15 protein-coding genes are annotated in these 16,374 nt (G+C 67.8%); 10 read left to right on the top strand and 5 right to left on the bottom strand.

The annotated features are described in order from the left end of the window. Positions 1-2: 2 nt before the first annotated feature. From B843_RS07075 to B843_RS07060, 4 genes are all read left to right on the top strand, one after another. Positions 3-971, top strand: coding sequence for a helix-turn-helix transcriptional regulator (locus tag B843_RS07075; protein ID WP_025252815.1), 969 nt, complete (start codon positions 3-5; stop codon positions 969-971). Positions 972-1,097: 126 nt separating this feature from the next. After that, complete coding sequence (gene tatA / locus B843_RS07070) at positions 1,098-1,355, top strand: Sec-independent protein translocase subunit TatA (protein WP_025252814.1); 258 nt, start codon at positions 1,098-1,100, stop codon at positions 1,353-1,355. 158 nt (positions 1,356-1,513) lie between these two features. Further along, positions 1,514-2,551, top strand: coding sequence for a twin-arginine translocase subunit TatC (gene tatC / locus B843_RS07065; protein WP_025252813.1), 1,038 nt, complete (start codon positions 1,514-1,516; stop codon positions 2,549-2,551). Positions 2,552-2,661: 110 nt separating this feature from the next. Then, the gene (locus B843_RS07060; protein WP_025252812.1) at positions 2,662-5,415 is read left to right on the top strand and encodes a DEAD/DEAH box helicase; all 2,754 of its coding nucleotides are present in this window, start codon (positions 2,662-2,664) and stop codon (positions 5,413-5,415) included. A 15-nt stretch (positions 5,416-5,430) separates the two neighbouring features. Here B843_RS07060 and B843_RS07055 read toward each other — a convergent pair whose 3' ends face one another. Continuing rightward, positions 5,431-6,099 carry a S1C family serine protease gene (locus B843_RS07055; protein ID WP_025252811.1) on the bottom strand — a complete coding sequence of 223 codons (669 nt, stop codon included), beginning with the start codon at positions 6,097-6,099 and terminating at the stop codon, positions 5,431-5,433. A gap of 57 nt (positions 6,100-6,156) precedes the next feature. On the opposite strand from B843_RS07055, the gene B843_RS07050 reads away from it, so the two are divergent. The 5 genes from B843_RS07050 to B843_RS07030 all read left to right on the top strand — a co-directional run bounded on the left by B843_RS07050 (position 6,157) and on the right by B843_RS07030 (position 10,982). Then, on the top strand, positions 6,157-7,278 hold the full coding sequence (locus B843_RS07050; RefSeq protein ID WP_025252810.1) for a M24 family metallopeptidase: 1,122 nt from the start codon (positions 6,157-6,159) through the stop codon (positions 7,276-7,278). Next, a complete protein-coding gene (locus tag B843_RS07045; RefSeq protein ID WP_025252809.1) occupies positions 7,275-8,012 on the top strand; it encodes an SDR family oxidoreductase in 738 nt (245 codons plus the stop codon). Before B843_RS07050 ends, B843_RS07045 begins: the two co-directional genes overlap by 4 nt. 75 nt (positions 8,013-8,087) lie before the next feature. Further along, positions 8,088-9,350: a bifunctional cobalt-precorrin-7 (C(5))-methyltransferase/cobalt-precorrin-6B (C(15))-methyltransferase gene (locus tag B843_RS07040; RefSeq protein ID WP_025252808.1), complete on the top strand. Its 1,263-nt coding sequence runs from the start codon at positions 8,088-8,090 to the stop codon at positions 9,348-9,350. 139 nt (positions 9,351-9,489) lie between these two features. Next, positions 9,490-10,263, top strand: coding sequence for a precorrin-4 C(11)-methyltransferase (cobM, locus tag B843_RS07035; RefSeq protein WP_025252807.1), 774 nt, complete (start codon positions 9,490-9,492; stop codon positions 10,261-10,263). Continuing rightward, a complete protein-coding gene (locus tag B843_RS07030; protein WP_025252806.1) occupies positions 10,251-10,982 on the top strand; it encodes a cobalt-precorrin-6A reductase in 732 nt (243 codons plus the stop codon). Before cobM ends, B843_RS07030 begins: the two co-directional genes overlap by 13 nt. Positions 10,983-11,135: 153 nt before the next feature. On the opposite strand, the gene B843_RS07025 is transcribed toward B843_RS07030, so the two are convergent. The 4 genes from B843_RS07025 to B843_RS07010 all read right to left on the bottom strand — a co-directional run bounded on the left by B843_RS07025 (position 11,136) and on the right by B843_RS07010 (position 14,860). After that, positions 11,136-11,441: a hypothetical protein gene (locus B843_RS07025; protein ID WP_155895119.1), complete on the bottom strand. Its 306-nt coding sequence runs from the start codon at positions 11,439-11,441 to the stop codon at positions 11,136-11,138. A 70-nt stretch (positions 11,442-11,511) separates the two neighbouring features. Further along, positions 11,512-13,029 (bottom strand): precorrin-3B C(17)-methyltransferase, encoded by a 1,518-nt coding sequence (gene cobJ / locus B843_RS07020; RefSeq protein ID WP_025252804.1) that lies wholly within the window; start codon positions 13,027-13,029, stop codon positions 11,512-11,514. Then, on the bottom strand, positions 13,026-13,673 hold the full coding sequence (locus B843_RS07015) for a precorrin-8X methylmutase (RefSeq protein WP_025252803.1): 648 nt from the start codon (positions 13,671-13,673) through the stop codon (positions 13,026-13,028). The genes cobJ and B843_RS07015 overlap by 4 nt, the downstream gene beginning before the upstream one ends. Beyond that, on the bottom strand, positions 13,670-14,860 hold the full coding sequence (locus tag B843_RS07010) for a precorrin-3B synthase (RefSeq protein WP_025252802.1): 1,191 nt from the start codon (positions 14,858-14,860) through the stop codon (positions 13,670-13,672). The genes B843_RS07015 and B843_RS07010 overlap by 4 nt, the downstream gene beginning before the upstream one ends. A gap of 158 nt (positions 14,861-15,018) precedes the next feature. On the opposite strand from B843_RS07010, the gene B843_RS07005 reads away from it, so the two are divergent. Then, positions 15,019-16,224 carry an MFS transporter gene (locus B843_RS07005; protein WP_025252801.1) on the top strand — a complete coding sequence of 402 codons (1,206 nt, stop codon included), beginning with the start codon at positions 15,019-15,021 and terminating at the stop codon, positions 16,222-16,224. Positions 16,225-16,374 lie beyond the last annotated feature (150 nt).

The raw sequence follows: 16,374 nt of genomic DNA, 5'->3' as shown, positions 1-16,374 counted from the left end.
CCATGGCCAGCACGAATCAGCGGATGAGCGACCTCGTCCGGATGCTCAACCTCTTGCCCTACTTCCAGTCGCACCCGGGCTGCTCGGTGATGGAGGCGGCGGCCGACTTGGGGCTCCCGCCCGCGCAGGTCAAGGACGACCTCTATCGGCTGTTTTGCTGCGGGCCGGGGGTCTTCCCGCACGAGCTGGTCGATCTGGACCCCAACATGCGCTCGGTGACCATCTTCGACTCCCAGGGCATGGACCAGCCGCTGCGCTTGACCGTCACGGAGGCGACGGCGCTGCTGCTTGCCCTCGAGTACCTCGAGGCGGTTCCCGGCCTCGCCGACCGCAGCACGGTTGTCAGCGCGGCGACCAAGCTGCGCGAGTCCATGGGCTCGGCGATCGGCGCGGTCTTCGACACCGACTCCTTCGGCCGAGACTTCATCTCCGAGCCGGAGCTGGAGATCCTGACCCGCGCGATGACCTCCGGCCGCCAGGTAGAGTTCGAGTACACCTCGCGCACCACCGAGGGAATGCACACTCGCCGGGTGAGCATCCAGAGAATGTTCACCCGCGACACGAACGCCTATATTCAAGGCTACGACCATGACCGCGAGGAGGTGCGCATGTTCCGCCTCGACCGCATGACGGGGGCGAGGGAAACCGGCGAACCCGCGGTTTCGGTTCCGCTGGCGCCGCTGGATGCCTGCGATCCCTTCGATCTGAAGAAGGCCGACACGCAGGCAGTCCTCGTCTTCGACGAGGAGAGCGCGTGGCTGGCGGACACGCTGCCGGTGACCGAGGGATTCTGGAACGACGACGACAAATTCGAGGTGCACGTCCCGCTCATCGCGCGGGAATGGCTCATCCAATTCGCGCTGGAAAACGCCGACCGAGTGCGCGTGATCGAGCCTAGTGACGTGTCTCACGAGATCGCGAATCGCGCCAAATCTGCGTTGAGAGCGTATGATGGCCGAATAGTCACGTAGGGGACGCGCTCCCCGGAAGCTCTAGGAAATGGGCCGTGACCTAAGTAAATAAGGCTTTCACATCATTTTCATACGGGAGGGCTAGAGGGGTTCCTCAAGCGCTGCCAGTTCCTGAAAGGAAAAACAATGTCACTTCCCGGCGGTTGGGAGCTCGTCCTCATCGTTGCTGTCATCGTTCTGCTCTTCGGCGCAAAGAAGCTGCCGGACGCGGCCCGTTCGCTCGGCCGCTCCATGCGCATCTTCAAGTCCGAGATCAAGGAGATGGGCAACGATGACCAGGCGCAGCAGGCTCCGCAGCAGCAGATCACCGGTGGCACCACTCAGTCTCAGGTGCAAAACGTTCAGGATCCCCAGCAGGTGAACAACCCCCAGAACGGCCAGTAGGCCGGCTCATTCATGAGCTTCTTCCCAGCTCTAAGCTCGCAGCTCCTAGGCCATAGGGACACTTAGACGCTGGGTTTTTTGCTGACTGCGCGCGGCCGTTGGATAACCCGCGCGCCGTGGTCGCTCATCGTAAGTTTCAGAGCAGAAAAAGGTTGGTCATGAGCAATCAGACTCCCACCCGGCGCCGACGCCGCCAGCGCAAGCCGTCCGACGGCACCATGGCGCTCGTCGAGCACCTCAAGGAGCTGCGCCGGCGCGTCATCGTGTGTGTGCTGGCGCTCAGCGTCGGCGCCGTCATCGGGTACATCTGGTATCAGAACTCCCTGTTCGGCATCCCGAGCCTCGGCGAGATCCTCCGCGAGCCCTACTGTAAGCTTCCGGCGGAAAACCGCGCCGTCTACGGCACCGACGGCGAGTGCCGCCTCTTGGCCACCTCGCCGTTCGAGATGTTCCTCCTGCGACTGAAGGTGGGCGCGCTGGCTGGCTCGGTGCTCGCCTCGCCGGTCTGGCTCCAGCAGATCTGGGGCTTCATCACGCCTGGCCTGCACAAGAACGAGCGGCGCTGGACTCGGGCCTTCGTCACCGCCGCCGTCGCCTTGTTCGTGCTCGGCGCGGTTCTGGCCTACTTCATCCTCGCCTACGGCCTGGACTTCCTGCTCACTATCGGTGATCAGTCGCAGGTGGCGGCGCTGACCGGTGAGCGCTACTTCAGCTTCATCCTCACGCTCATCTTCATCTTCGGTGTGAGCTTCGAGGTTCCGCTGTTTATGGTGGCGCTCAACCTCGTGGGAATCCTGCCCTACGCGGCGATCAAGGGGCACCGCGACGTCATCTGGATCGTCCTCACCATCTTCGCCGCGGTCATGACACCAGGCCAGGATCCCTTCTCCATGAGCGCCCTGGCGGTCGCCCTGTGCCTGCTCGTGGAGGCCGCGCTGCAGTTCATGCGCATCCACGACAAGCGGGCCAACCTCGAGCGACCTGCCTGGATGGACGTGGATGACGAGTCCTCCTCGCCGCTGGATACGGCCCCCGGCGGCGTCGACGCGCCGCAGCCCGTGGGCAAGGCGGGCGGGATCGGTTCGCCGAGCCCCGTTGGTCAGGCGGAGGGCATCGGCGGTCCGGGAAGCATCACCAAGCCGACGAGGATCGATCCGCCAGCAAGCACCTTCAACAACTTCGATGACGTCATCTAAGACGTCTTTCGCGGCCATCGCCCGCAAGGGCGGTGGCCATTTTCGGGCCTGCCCCCGCTAGGGCCCGCCCCGAGGTGTCATGTCGGGGCGCATTGGCTAGCCTTGTACCTATGACCGACACGCACCTTGATCTCTTCATCTCTGAATTGGGCTTCGCGCTCGATGAGTTCCAGATTAAGGGGTGTGAGGCGGTGGAGCGGGGCCACGGTGTGCTGGTGTGCGCGCCCACCGGCGCGGGCAAGACGATCGTCGGCGAGTTCGCGGTCTCGCTCGCGCTCTCGCGGGGGACCAAGTGCTTTTACACCACGCCGATCAAGGCTTTGAGCAACCAGAAGTACCACGACCTGGTCAAGCAGCACGGCGAGGACGCCGTGGGGCTGCTCACCGGCGACGTCTCCATCAACCACGACGCGGAGATCGTGGTGATGACCACCGAGGTTCTGCGCAACATGATCTACGCGCAGTCAGGGACCCTCGACCGGCTCTCGCACGTGGTCATGGACGAGATCCACTTCCTCGCCGACAAGTCCCGCGGCGCGGTGTGGGAGGAGGCCATCTTGGGCCTCGACGATTCCGTGAGCGTCATCGGGCTGTCGGCGACCGTCTCGAACTCGGAGGAGTTCGGCGCCTGGCTGAAGTCCGTGCGCGGCGACACCGAGGTCATCGTCAGCGACCTTCGCCCCGTCCCGCTCGACCAGTGGATGCTCGTGGGCAAGACCATCCACCCGCTCTTCGAGCCCGGCGACATCACCGTCAACTCCCACCTGGAGTCGCATATCGAGCGGCTCGAGTCGGGCCGCAGCCACGCCGAGTCCGAGTGGGACGTCTCCAAGGCGCGGCCGTTCAAGCGCGGCGGGCCGCGGGGAAACGGCCGCAGCGGGCACCCGCGCCCGGACAAGTTCCGCCCGCTGGGGCGCCCCGAGGTCATCTCGCTGCTCAAGGCGCACGACATGCTGCCCGCGATCACCTTCATCTTCTCCCGTGCGGGGTGCGACGGGGCGCTCTACCAGTGCATGCGCTCGCGGCTGGTGCTCACCAACCAGCAGGAGGCCGAGGAGATCGGGCGCATCGTCGACGCCGGCGTGGAGGGCATCCCGGAGGAGGACCTCAAGGTGCTCGACTTCGGGCGCTGGCGCGCGGCGCTGCAGCGAGGCTTCGCCGCCCACCACGCGGGCATGCTCCCGGCGTTCCGCCACATCGTGGAGGAGCTGTTCACCAAGGGGCTCGTCCGCGCGGTCTTCGCCACCGAGACTCTCGCCCTAGGCATCAACATGCCCGCGCGCACCGTCGTGCTGGAGAAGCTGGTCAAGTACAACGGCGAGGCCCACGTCGACCTCACTCCGGGCCAGTACACCCAGCTCACCGGCCGCGCGGGGCGCCGAGGAATCGACACGATGGGCAACGCCGTGGTCCTGTGGCAGCCCGCGATGGACCCGCGCGCGGTGGCGGGGCTGGCCTCCACGCGCACCTACCCGCTCATCTCCACCTTCGCGCCCGGCTACAACATGGCGGTGAACATGGTCCGCACCATCGGTTTCGAGCCCGCCCACCGGCTGCTGGAGAAGTCGTTTGCCCAGTACCAGGCGGACGGCTCCATCGTCGAGGAGGTCCGCGCCATCGAGAAGGCGGAGAAGGACGCGGCGGCCATCCGCGCGCAGCTTCACACCCTGCTCGAGGCGAGCAACCCGCCCAGCGAGGACCCTTTGAACGACATCGAGGGCTACGCGCGCCTGCGCCGCGAGCTCACCGAGGAGGAGCGGCGCTCCAAGCGGCACTCCATCGAGCAGCGCGAGAAGGAGGTCGTGTCCGTGCTGGCCAGGCTGCGCCTCGGCGACGTGGTCGCCCTTCCCGGCAAGAAGCACCCGATCCTCGCCGTGGTGATCCAGCAGGCGGGCAACAACCACGACCCCAGGCCCTGGTTCACCTTCGAGAGCGGCTGGTCCGGTCGCCTCGGCGCCGACAAGCTGGGGCTGGCCCCGCAGACCGTGGGAACCATGCGCATCCCGCGCGCGGCCATCGCCCACCCGCGCAAGCACGCGGGGCTGGTGGTCGAGCAGTTCGATCGGCTGCATTTCCCGCGCCCCAAGCGCATGAAGTCGCACCCGCGCCACCGGGTCAGCCCCAAGGTCCACGACCTGCGCGAGGCCATCCGCAGCCACCCGACCCACTACTGGGCCGACCGCGAGGACCTGGTCCGGGTGGGGGAGAAGCTGCTCAAGGCGGAACGCAAGGTCGCGTACCTGCAGGAGACCATCAGCGCCGCCACCGATACCCTGGGCAAGACCTTCGACCGCATCCTCCAGCTGCTTGGCGAGTACGACTACGTCGAGTACGTCGATGGGACGCCTACCGTGACGGACGAGGGCGAGCGCCTCGCCCGCGTTCACTCCGAGTGCGACCTGCTCGTCGCCCAGTGCCTCAAGCGCGGCATCTGGGACGGCCTTGACCCGGCCGAGCTCGCTGGCGTGGCCAGCATGTGCACCTTTGAGAACCGCCGCGAGACGAAGGGCAGCCCCGAGGGCGCCACCGACCCGATGGTGGACGCGATGAACGACACCGTGCGCATCTGGGAGGAGCTCAGCTACGACGAGCGCCGCTACCGCCTGCCGGTGACCAAGTACCCGGAGGCAGGCTTCGCGCTGGCTATCCACCAGTGGGCCGCGGGCGCGCCGCTGGGTTACTGCCTAGCCGCCGCGGCGGAATCGGGCGCTGAGGTCACCCCGGGCGATTTCGTCCGCCAGGCCCGCCAGGTCATCGACTTGCTCGAGCAGATCCGCCAGACCGCCTACGTCGACGAGACCCGCGACAACGCCCGCCAGGCGATCGATGCAATCCGCAGGGGAGTCGTCGCCATCGGCGCTTAGCCTGCTTGTCGACGCCTACGGCGCCGCCTCCCCATTTCCGCTAGCGCTCGACGCCAGCTCCAGCACCGCGGCGCGGATGGCCCGAAGATAAGGCCGGATGCGTGCGACCACGGCGATCCCGGCGTTAAACCCCAGGGGATCGAAGATCATCGACTGCATCGCCGACACCTCGCCGCGGACGAGGACCGGGCCGCCCGAGTCGCCCGGGATGGCTCTGGGCCAGGCTGCCACGTACCCGCCGTGGGTGACCCGGGTGCTCAGGCCCCTTGAGGCCACCCACGGCATCGGGAACAGGAAGACTCCCGCCCGCCAGCGCAGCGTGCTCGTTGCGCCAAACCCCCCGGCGGTAAACCTAGTCCCGGGCCACAGCACGCGGGACCCGAGCCGGGGCAGCTCGTCGAACGCGGCGGCCCTCGGCAGCCGCAGCACCGCGAGGTCGGTGCGCGGGATGAGCCGCCAGGAATCGCACCACTGCCACGTTCCGTCGTAGGCGACCCGGACCTTCGCGCCCGCTCCCCGAATCTCGCGGAGGAAATGAGCGGCCGTAAGCACGTAGCGGGAGCTGCCCGCGCCCGAAGAAGGGGCGATGAGGGCTGCCGCGTCGAAGAAGAAGCCGGAGCAGCAGCGCCCCTCTGCGGAGCGCAGATCCGCCATCCACGCCGGTTCGGCTTTTTCCTCGCTCATAACCGCTCATACTACCGGTCACAGCCTCCTGCCAGCGGCGGAGAATAATATGAACCTATGAGTTTCTTCCCTCTCCAGGTGTACGCGGAGCGCATCGCCCGCGCGCAGCAACTGTGCAAGGACAAGGGCATCTCCGGTCTCATCATCGGCACCGGCGCCCAGCTTGCCTACCTCACCGGATCGTGGGCGAGCACCCACGAGCGGCTCACCTGCCTAGTCATCCCGGCCAGCGGGACCCCCAAGTTCATCCTCCCCGCGGTCGATCGGGCGGAGCTGCCGCAGACCCCGATCCCCGAGCTCGACGTGGAGGTCGAAGGCTGGGTCGACGGGAAGAACCCCCACGAGCTCGCCGTCGAGCCCTTCCGCAACGAACTGCGCGGCACCATCGGCGTGGGCCAAGACCTCACCGCCGACCACCTGCTCAAGCTCCAGGCACTGCTGCCGAACGCCACCTTCGTCCTAGCCAGCCAGGTGCTCTCCGAGCTCTTCATCCGCAAAGACGAGGCCGAGATCGAGCAGCTGCGCCATGCGGGGGCGGCCATCGACCGGGTGCACGCCCGCGTGCCGGAGCTGCTTTCCGAGGGCCGCAGCGAGCGCGAGGTCGCCGCCGACATCGAAAAGCTCATCCTCGAGGAGCACAGGGCGGTGGACTTCATCATCGTCGGCTCTCAGGAAAATGGCGCGAACCCCCACCACGACTTCTCCGACCGGGTGCTGGCGACCGGCGACATGGTCGTCGTCGACATCGGCGGCACCTACGGCCACGGCTATCACTCCGACTGCACGAGGACCTACATCGTCGGCGGCCCGGAGGCGCTCACCAACACCAAGGCGTTAAGCCTCTACGAGGTGCTCTTCGCCGCGCAGAAGGCCGCCGTCGACGCCGTGCGGCCCGGCATGACGGCCAAGGCGCTTGACGCTATCGCCCGCACGCCTATCGCGGAGGCCGGGTTCGGCGAGCAGTTCATCCACCGCACCGGCCACGGCATCGGGCTGTCCACCCACGAGGAGCCTTTCATCATCGAGGGCAACGACCTCGTCCTGGAGGAGGGGATGTGCTTTAGCATCGAGCCGGGCATCTACCTGGAGGGCGAGGTCGGCGCCCGCATCGAGGACATCGTCGTGGTCACCGCCGACGGCTGCGAACGGCTCAACAAGCAGCCGAGGATCCTGCGATGAGCGCGCCCGCGGTCCTCGTGCTCGGCGCGACGAGCGAGATCGGCGGCGAGCTGGCCACCCGCCTGTGTCGGGGCAAGCGCGTGGTGCTCGCGGCGCGCCGGGTCGAGGCACTGGGTCCGCTCGAAGAACGGCTCATGGCGGCGGGTGCCGTAGGCGTCGACAAGCTCTATTTCGATGCGACAGACACTGCCCATCACCGCCAGATCGTCGAGAAGGTTGGCCCCATCAGCGCGGCGATCGTCTCCTTCGGCATCCTCGGCAACCAGGAGCGCGCCGAGACCGACGAGGTGCACGCCTTCGAGATCGCGGCCGTCGATTACGCGTCGCAGGTGGTTGCGCTCACGGTGCTTGCCGACGCCATGCTGGCCCAGCACACCCCGGGGACCATCGTTGCGTTCTCCTCGATCGCCGGCTGGCGGGCGCGCCGGGCCAACTACGTGTACGGATCGACCAAGGCGGGCCTCGACGCCTTCTGCCAGGGGCTCGCCGACCGCCTGCACGGCTCCCACGTCAAGCTCATCACCGCCAGGCCCGGGTTCGTCATCGGGAACATGACCGAGGGCATGAAGCCCGCGCCGATGTCCGTCGACGCGGCCACCGTCGCCGACGCCGTGGCAGACGCCGTGCGGTCGAAAAAGGGGAGCGCCACCTTGTGGATCCCGGGCAAGCTGAGGCTGCTCGCGTGGGCGATGCGGCTGGTGCCGAGGCCGGTGTGGCGGCACATGCCGCGGTAGAATCTTCGCACAGGACCTCGTGCGGCGGCGGTCAAAGCGGAGATCCGGCCAATCCGGACAGTACAATTGCTAGACATGACTCCACCTCTTTCCTCCACCGCCGCGCTGCGCACCGTCGACGGACACGACGCCGCCCACGATGAGTTCGTCGCGGTGGTGGGGATCGCCGCCGGGGGATTCGCAGACTTGGGCCGCGCGGCTCAGCAGCGGATCGTGAAGGCCGAGGTCATCGTGGGTTCCTGGCGCCAGCTGGGGCTGCTGCCGGACGACATCGTGGGGGAGCGACGCCCGTGGCCGAGCCCGCTCGTGCCCGCCATCAAGCCCCTGTTCGAGGAGTGCGCCGACAAGCGGGTCGTGGTGCTCGCCTCGGGCGACCCGATGTTCCACGGGATCGGCACCACGCTGGCCCGGGTGATGCCGGAGCTCGAGTTCGAGGTGTACCCGGCGCCGTCGAGCGCGTCGCTGGCGTGCGCGCGCCTGCACTGGCCGCTCGACCGCACGCCCGTCTACAGCATCGTCACCCACGACGTCGCCTCGCTGCACACCGCCGTCGACTCCGGCGAGTGCTTCCTCGTGTTAGGGCGCAACGAGCACTCGCCGGCGGAGGTGTGCGAGCTGCTCGCACGTCGCGGAAACGAGAAGGCGCGGGTATGGGTCTTGAGCGACCTCGGCGGGCCCGACGAGACGATCGGGGAGGGCACCGCGGGCAACCCGCCCGAGGTGCACAGCTCGCTCAACGTCATCGCGGTCTCGCCCGTCCAGCCCGGACAGTCGCTCGTGCCGGGCCTGGCGGACGACAACTACATCACCGACGGGCAGCTGACCAAGCAGCACGTGCGCGCGCTGTCGGTTGCCGCGCTGCGCCCGCGCAACACCGATACCCTCTGGGACATCGGCGGCGGCTCCGGGTCGATCGCCATCGAGTTCCTCCGCGCAACGACGAACTCCCGAGCGATCTGCTTCGAGTCCAACGCCGCGCGCCAGCAGACCATCTTCGACAACGCCCGCAACCTCGGCGTGCTCCACCGCATCGCCGTGCAGCAGGGCGCGCCGGAGTCCTTCGGCGACGTCCCCGACACCCCCGACGTCATCTTCATCGGCGGCGGGCTCACCCACGAGGGCGTGTTCGATCAGGCCTGGGAGCGGCTCAAGCCCGGCGGAAGGCTCGTCGCCAACGCGGTCACCCTCGAAAGCGAGCAGATGCTCATGGAGCTGTGGCGCACCCACGGCGGCCAGCTCGCCCGCTTCGAGATCTCCGCCGAGCACGCGATCGGTCGCTTCCACGCGCTCAAGCCCGCGCTCCCGGTCACCCAGTGGACCGTGACGAAGCCGCGGTAGTTGCCCTTGCTTGTCGACGCCTACGGCCACCCGACTACTGTAGATAAGGAACCGCGAGGCGTCGGCAAGCGAACGCGCCTCGCCACTGTCAAGCGTTGACACCTGACTTCCAGCGATCGTACTACCTAAAGGAAGGCACATGACCGTCTACTTCATCGGCGCCGGACCGGGCGCCGCCGACCTGCTCACCCTGCGCGCGGACAAGCTCATCCGCACCTGCCAGGTGTGCCTGTACGCGGGATCCATCGTGCCGCCCGAGGTGCTCGCCATCACCCCCGAGGGGGCGACCGTGATCAACACCGCGCGCATGCCGCTGGACGAGATCACCCAGGTCATCGTGCAGGCCACCGCCGACGGCAAGGACGTCGCTCGCCTGCACTCCGGCGACCCGAGCATCTACTCGGCCGTCGCGGAGCAGGCCCGCCGGCTTGTCGAGCGCGGCATCGACTACGAGATCGTGCCGGGCGTGGCCTCCTTCTCCGCGGCCGCGGCGGTGCTCGGCCACGAGCTGACGGTGCCCACGGTGGGGCAGACGGTCATCCTCACCCGGGTGTCGGGCAGGGCCTCCAAGATGCCCGAGGGCGAGGACCTAGACACACTCGGCAAGAGCGGCGCGACGCTGGTCATCCACCTCGCCGCCCACGACATCGACCGCGTGGTCGACGAGCTCCTGCCCAACTACGGCGAGGACTGCCCGGTCGCCGTGGTCGCCTACGCCTCCCGCCCCGAGGAGCAGATCGTCCGCGGTAGGCTGGCCGACATCGCGCCCGCCGTGCGCGCCGCCGGGATCACCCGCACCGCGGTCATCATCGTGGGCAAGGTCTTAGGCGCCGAGGGCTTCCCGGACTCCTTCCTTTACTCCGACGACCGGCCCCGCGACGAGCACGGACGGACGATCCCATGCGCGCACTGATCCTCGGAGGAACCGGCGAGGCCCGCGAGGTGGCCAAGCTGCTCGTCGACGACGGCTGGCACGTCACCAGCTCGCTGGCGGGGCGCGTGGACAACCCCAAGCTGCCCGTAGGCGAGGTGCGCATCGGCGGCTTCGGCGGCCCGGCGGGGCTCGTGCAGTGGCTCATCGCGAACGGGGTCGAGGTGGTCATCGACGCCACCCACCCGTTCGCCGAGCGGATCTCCGTCTCCGCCTCGGAGGCGACGCGCGCCACGGGCATCCCGCTCATCGCCCTGCACCGGCCCGCGTGGACCCCGGTGGCCCGCGACAGGTGGCTCCCGGTGCACTCCATGCAGGAGGCGGCGGAGCTCGTCGCCCGCGACTTCCACCACATCTTCTTGACCATCGGTCGCCAGCAGCTGGAGCCCTTCTCCCACGACCCACACAACCTCTACGTCATCCGCACGGTCGAGCCGCCGCAGGTGCCGCTGCCCGCCAGGCACCGGCTCATCCAGTCGCGCGGTCCATTCACGGTGGAGGACGAGAAGAAGCTCATGCGCGATAACCAGATCGACTGCGTGGTCACCAAGAACTCCGGTGGCCAGATGACGCAGGCGAAGCTCGACGCCGCCCGCGAGCTGGGCATACCCGTGGTGATGGTGGAGCGCCCGAAGCTGCCGGCGGTGAGCCACGAGGCGCACACCGCCGCCGAGGTGATGGAGATCATCCGCGCGCTCTAGCCGCATGGCGACGCCCGGTACGAGCCTGCGCACAGACGAAAAAGGACCTTGCCTCCCTTGTAGAAGGGGGACCAAGGTCCTTTTGACGTGGGCGGAATTAGGTCCGCCCGCGGGTCTTTTCCACGCGCGCCGGGGACGCCCGGCCCGCCTGATTTAGACGTGGAAGAGGTTGTAGATGATCGTGCGCAGCGGAGGAAGCGCGAGCAGGACGGCGCCGATGCCGGTCAGGGCCGCGAGAAGCGACTTGGTGCCGCTGTCCTGAGTGTTGAACCAGCTCTGGATGTCGGAGGAACCGACCTCCGAGCTCATGTTGTACAGCTCAGACTGGCTGCTGGTGCCGGTGCTGCTCGTGCTCGAGGTGTCCGCCTTAGCGGTTGCGGCCTCGGCCGGTGCAACGGCGCCAGCGGTCAGGGCCGCGGTGGCGGCCAGGGCGACGAAAGAACGCTTCAATGGGGTCAAAAGAATACTCCTCAACTGGACTTTTCTAAACGCGGGCGCGACCCGCGAGGCGCGTCGGCAGGCGCAACGACTATTCGTACCGGCGGGAGGTAAACACCCGCGGGCCGAAAACAGGGGAGACATAGGTCCTCGTGGTGGAGGCGCCCATGATCACCATCGTGCGCATGTCGACTACATCTGGGTCGAACGCTTCAAGTGTCGTAATCGTTACACTTTCCTGTTCAGACCCTACAGCACGGGCCACGATGACGGGAGTTGCCGGTGCCTGATACTCGGCGACGATCTCCTTCAACCTGGCCACCTGCCAGCGACGCTCTTTGGAGGCGGGGTTGTACACGGCAAAGGCCATGTCGGCACCGGCCAGCGCGCGGATGCGCTTTTCCACCACCTCAAAGGGCTTGAGGCGGTCCGACAGCGAGATCATGCCGAAGTCGTGTCCCAGCGGGGCGCCCACGCGGGAGGCCACGGCCTGAGCCGCGGTCATCCCGGGGACCACCCGTACCGGCACGTCGCGCCACTGGTCGTCGTCGGCGGTCTCGAGGACGGCGGCGGCCATGGCGAACACGCCGGGGTCGCCGGAAGAGACAACGGCGACCCGGCGGCCGCACTTGGCCATGTCCAGCGCCATCGCGGCGCGCTCGGCCTCCACCTTGTTGTCGCTCAGGTGGCGGCGCTGGCCGGGGCGCTCCGGCACGCGCTTGACGTAGGTGGAATACCCGACGATGTCGGTGGCCTGCGAAAGCACCAGCGTCGCCTCGGGCGTGGTCCACCGGTCGCTGCCCGGGCCCAGGCCCACCACGACCACCTCACCGCCAGTGCCCTCGGATTCCTCTTGGGCGTTGGCGGCCGAGGAGGCGGTCTTGGACGGCACCACGGCCACGGAGAAGTACGGGAGCTCGCTGCCTTCGGCGTCGAGAAGCGGAAGCTGACGTTGGTCGCTCATGCCGACTCGAATGGCCACGTAGGCGCGGCGGGCGACGCCGGCCTCGATCATGGCCTCCTTGACCTTGTCGAAGTTGCGGCCGAGCTTCATTACCACTGCGCTGTCGCAGACGCCCAGCGCCGCGACCAGCTCGTTCTTGGACAGGGTCCCCGGGATGATGCTCAGGATCTCCGTCTCCTCGGCGAGCGGCTGCTCGATGAGGTCGGCCGCGGCGGTGACCGACGGGATGCCGGGGATGACCTGGGTGGGGTAGTCGTCGGCGAGCATCCGGTGGAGGTGCTGGAAGGAGCTGTACAGCATGGGGTCACCCAAGGCGAGCACGGCGACCGCGCGCCCGGCGTCGAGGTGAGCACGCAGGCGCGCCGCGGCCTCGGTGTAGAAGTCCGCCATCGCCCCGGCGTAGCCGCCGGGGTGCTCCGTGATGCCCGTGGTCACCGGGTACTCGAGCAGCTCCAACTGCTGGTCCTCACGGAAGTGCCCCTCGGCGATCGAACGCGCCGTAGACGAGCCGTTCGGCCGTGCGTGGTAAGCGATGACATCGGCGGAGTGGATCGCCGCGACCGCCTTGAGCGTGAGCAGCTCGGGATCGCCCGGCCCCACGCCCACGCCGATCAGCGTTCCCTTTTCCGGCGTGGTCGTGCTCACAGGATCTCCTTCTCGGTGGCGAGTGCGTTGATGGCGGCGCAGGTGATCGCGGATCCGCCCCTGCGCCCGTGGACGGTGATGAACTCGGTGCCGAGCTTCTCGGCGACGTCGGCGCAGGCCTGCTTGGATTCCGCAGCACCGACGAAGCCGACGGGGATGCCCAGGATGACCGCCGGGCGCGGGCGGGTGGGATCCTCCTCCAGCCAGTTGAGCAGGTGGAACAGCGCGGTCGGCGCGTTGCCGATGGCCACGACCGCACCGTCCAAACGATCCTCCCACAGCTCCACCGCGGCGGCGGTGCGGGTGGTGCCCAGCTTCTTCGCCAGCTCCGGCACGCGCGGGTCCTTGAGCAGGCACACGACCTCGTTGTCCTTGGGCAGGCGCGTGCGGGTCACCCCGGAGGCAACCATGTTTACGTCACAGAGGATTGGGGCGCCGCGTCGCAGTGCCTCGCGCGCGGCCGTTACCGCGCCCGCGGACATCTCGATGTCCTGGGCCAGATCCGTCTGGCCCGCGGCGTGAATCATTCGGACCGCGACCTGCGCCTGGTCGGCGTCGAAAGCCGAAAGGTTCGATTCCTCCCGGATCATGGCGAAGGAACGCCGATAAATCTCGTTCCCGTCTGTGATGTAATCGAAGCTCATCGAGCGTTGACCTCGTATTCCCCGTCGCCGGTGGCGACATACTCCGTGTGGTGGGCAAGTGGGTGGCCGCAGCGGCGGTCGCACCCAGAAAAGTGTACTAGACCATCGGGAACGTTCCCCCCGAGGACCAGCTGGGTTGCGTCCTCCTGGGTGTGCGAGAGCGACTTGGCGCAACCGGGCAGACCGGTGCAGGCGGTCACCCGCAGCCACGGGGAGTTGGCGTCGAAGATGAGGCCCTGCGGCGCGAGCACCTTGACCACGGCGTCGGCGTCGCCTGAGTCGAGGCCGTGGATGAGGAGCGAGGCCCAGGGAGTGATAGTCACCGGCGCGCCCACCGCGCCGAGGATGCTTGCCACCTTGGCTGAGAAGAAGCCGAACTTGAGCCCGGCGCCCAAGGCCACGGAGCCGTTGTCGTCCTCGATCCAGCCGATCGGGCGGGCGTCCTCCGGGCGCTGAACATCAGGGGCGGGGGAGGAGGCGAGGTCGACGGCTTCGGCCACGGCGGCGAGGATCGCCGCGTGGGTGGCGGGCGCCTCGTGCACGCGCCAGTTGTCGCCGCGCAGCGACTGCCACGCGGCGGCGGCGCGGGTGAGCGCGCCACCGACGAGGCCGCGGTCGGTGACCACGTAGTCGGTGAGCGCGCCGCCCAGGATGAGTCGGAAGCCGCCGTCCTCTTCGAACACGCCGAAGTCCGGGTGTTGGGAGAGGATGTCGCCTTGGCCCGCGTCGAAGCCGAAGAGGGTGCGGCCGGACAGGCCGATCACATCGGTGGAGGACAGCAGGCTGTGGTCGAGGTCGTCAATGAGCCCCCACAGGTGGGTCGCCCGCGGGGAGGCGATGATGTTGCGCAGCTTGTCGTGCTCGCGGGAGGGCAGGAACCCGGCCTTCTCGACGAACTCGGCGAATGCCGCGGAGTCCTCCACGCCGCGGAACTGCATGTTGCCGCGGGTGGTCACGTGGACGGTGCCGTTGCCGAGCTCGGTGGACAGGCGGGCGATGTCGTTCCATTGCTCGGGGCGAACGAGCCCGCCGGGGAAGCGCACGCGTCCGATGAGGCCGTCCTCCGCCTTATGCAGCCGAAGGGTACCGGGACACATGTCCTGGCGGCTGCGATCCGGGTGCTCGATGAGCACGGCTGCGTCACGAGAAAAGTCCACGATGGGTGTGGAAAAGAGACTGTCAGACATGCCTCCTGAGCTTAGTACCGAGCGCTACGCGACAAACCCTAAGAAACCAGTTGAAAATCACACCTCTTTTCGCTTTTCCGCAGGTGGGGGCCGCTCGCCTGCGAACTTGGGGCCGGTTACTAGGATTGTGACGTTCGTCTTATGCACTCCCCAAGAAGGTGACCACTACGTCCTCTCGCCCACGCCTTATAACCTCGACCTTTGCCTTCGCCTGGCTGGTCAATTTCGCCCAGTTCATGGTGTTTTACCTGCTGGTCACCATCATGGCCCTCTATGCCGCGCAGCAGTTCGGCGCGAGCGAGACCGCGGGCGGTTTCGCCTCCAGCGCCTTCGTCGTTGGCGCCACCGCCGCGCGCCTGTTTTCAGGCATGCTTGTCGACGCCATAGGCAGGAAGAAATCGCTGATCATCTCGCTGATCGTCATCGTGCTCGCGTGCCTGGCCTACTTCCCCGCACACTCGCTAGTGCTCCTCATCCTGGTCCGCATCGTGCACGGCGCCTTCTACGCCATCGCCTCCACCGCGGTTATGGCCGTGGCCCAGTCGGTGATCCCCGCGACCCGCCGCGCGGAGGGGACCGGATACTTCGCGCTCGGGACCACCCTGTCGGCGGCGCTCGGCCCCGCGGCGGGCCTGGCGCTCACCCATAAGTGGAGCTACACCGCGGTATTCGACATCGTGACGGCGCTCGCGGTGCTCGCCTTCGCCTTCGCCCTGTTCATCCGCAACCCGGAGGAGGCCCACCACGGCGGCGGGCGCAGCCTGCGCTCGATGATTCACCCGCACGTCGCCCCGATCGGCGTCTTCATGCTGCTCATCGGCGTCGGCTACGCGGGCGTGATCACCTACATCAACGCCTACTCCCGCGCGAACGGCCTGGAGGCTGGCGCCAGCCTCTTCTTCATCGCCTACGCCGCGATCTCCCTGGTCATGCGGTTGTTCCTCGGCCGGGTTCAGGACAGGAACGGCGACAACGTGGTCATTTACTCCGCCGTGGTGACCTTCGCCATCGGCTTGGCGCTGCTCGCCGCCGCCTCCACCAACTGGATGGTCGTGGTCGCCGGCCTGTTCGTCGGCCTGGGGTACGGCTCGCTCCTGCCCGCTGCGCAGGCCATCGCCGTGCGGCTGGTTCCCACCAAGGAGATGGGCGCGGGCATCTCCACGCTCTTCCTCTTCCTCGACGTCGGTGTCGGCTTCGGCCCCATCGCTTTGGGCATGCTCATCACCGCGAGCGGTTACAAGACGATGTACTGGGTGCTCTCCGGCCTCGTGATCGTCTCCGGCGTGGTCTATCTCTTCGTCCATGGCTCCAGCGACCGTTCCCGGGCGACCACCCACGCCCCCGAGGTGCACCTCGAGGCCTAGCCGCGGCGGGCTGGGGCACCCGCGAACAGGCCTCGGGTAAGGTGAGAACCACTTCGAGTCGGTGCTGCAGCGCGAGCCCGACTCGGGACTTCCGCGTGGTGAAGCCGGTGAAACTCCGGGCGGTCGCGCCACTGTCACAGTCAGACCATC

Source organism: Corynebacterium vitaeruminis DSM 20294 (assembly GCF_000550805.1).
In the GTDB taxonomy this organism is placed as follows: Bacteria; Actinomycetota; Actinomycetes; order Mycobacteriales; family Mycobacteriaceae; genus Corynebacterium; species Corynebacterium vitaeruminis.
This window is presented reverse-complemented; position numbering and strand designations above follow the sequence as displayed.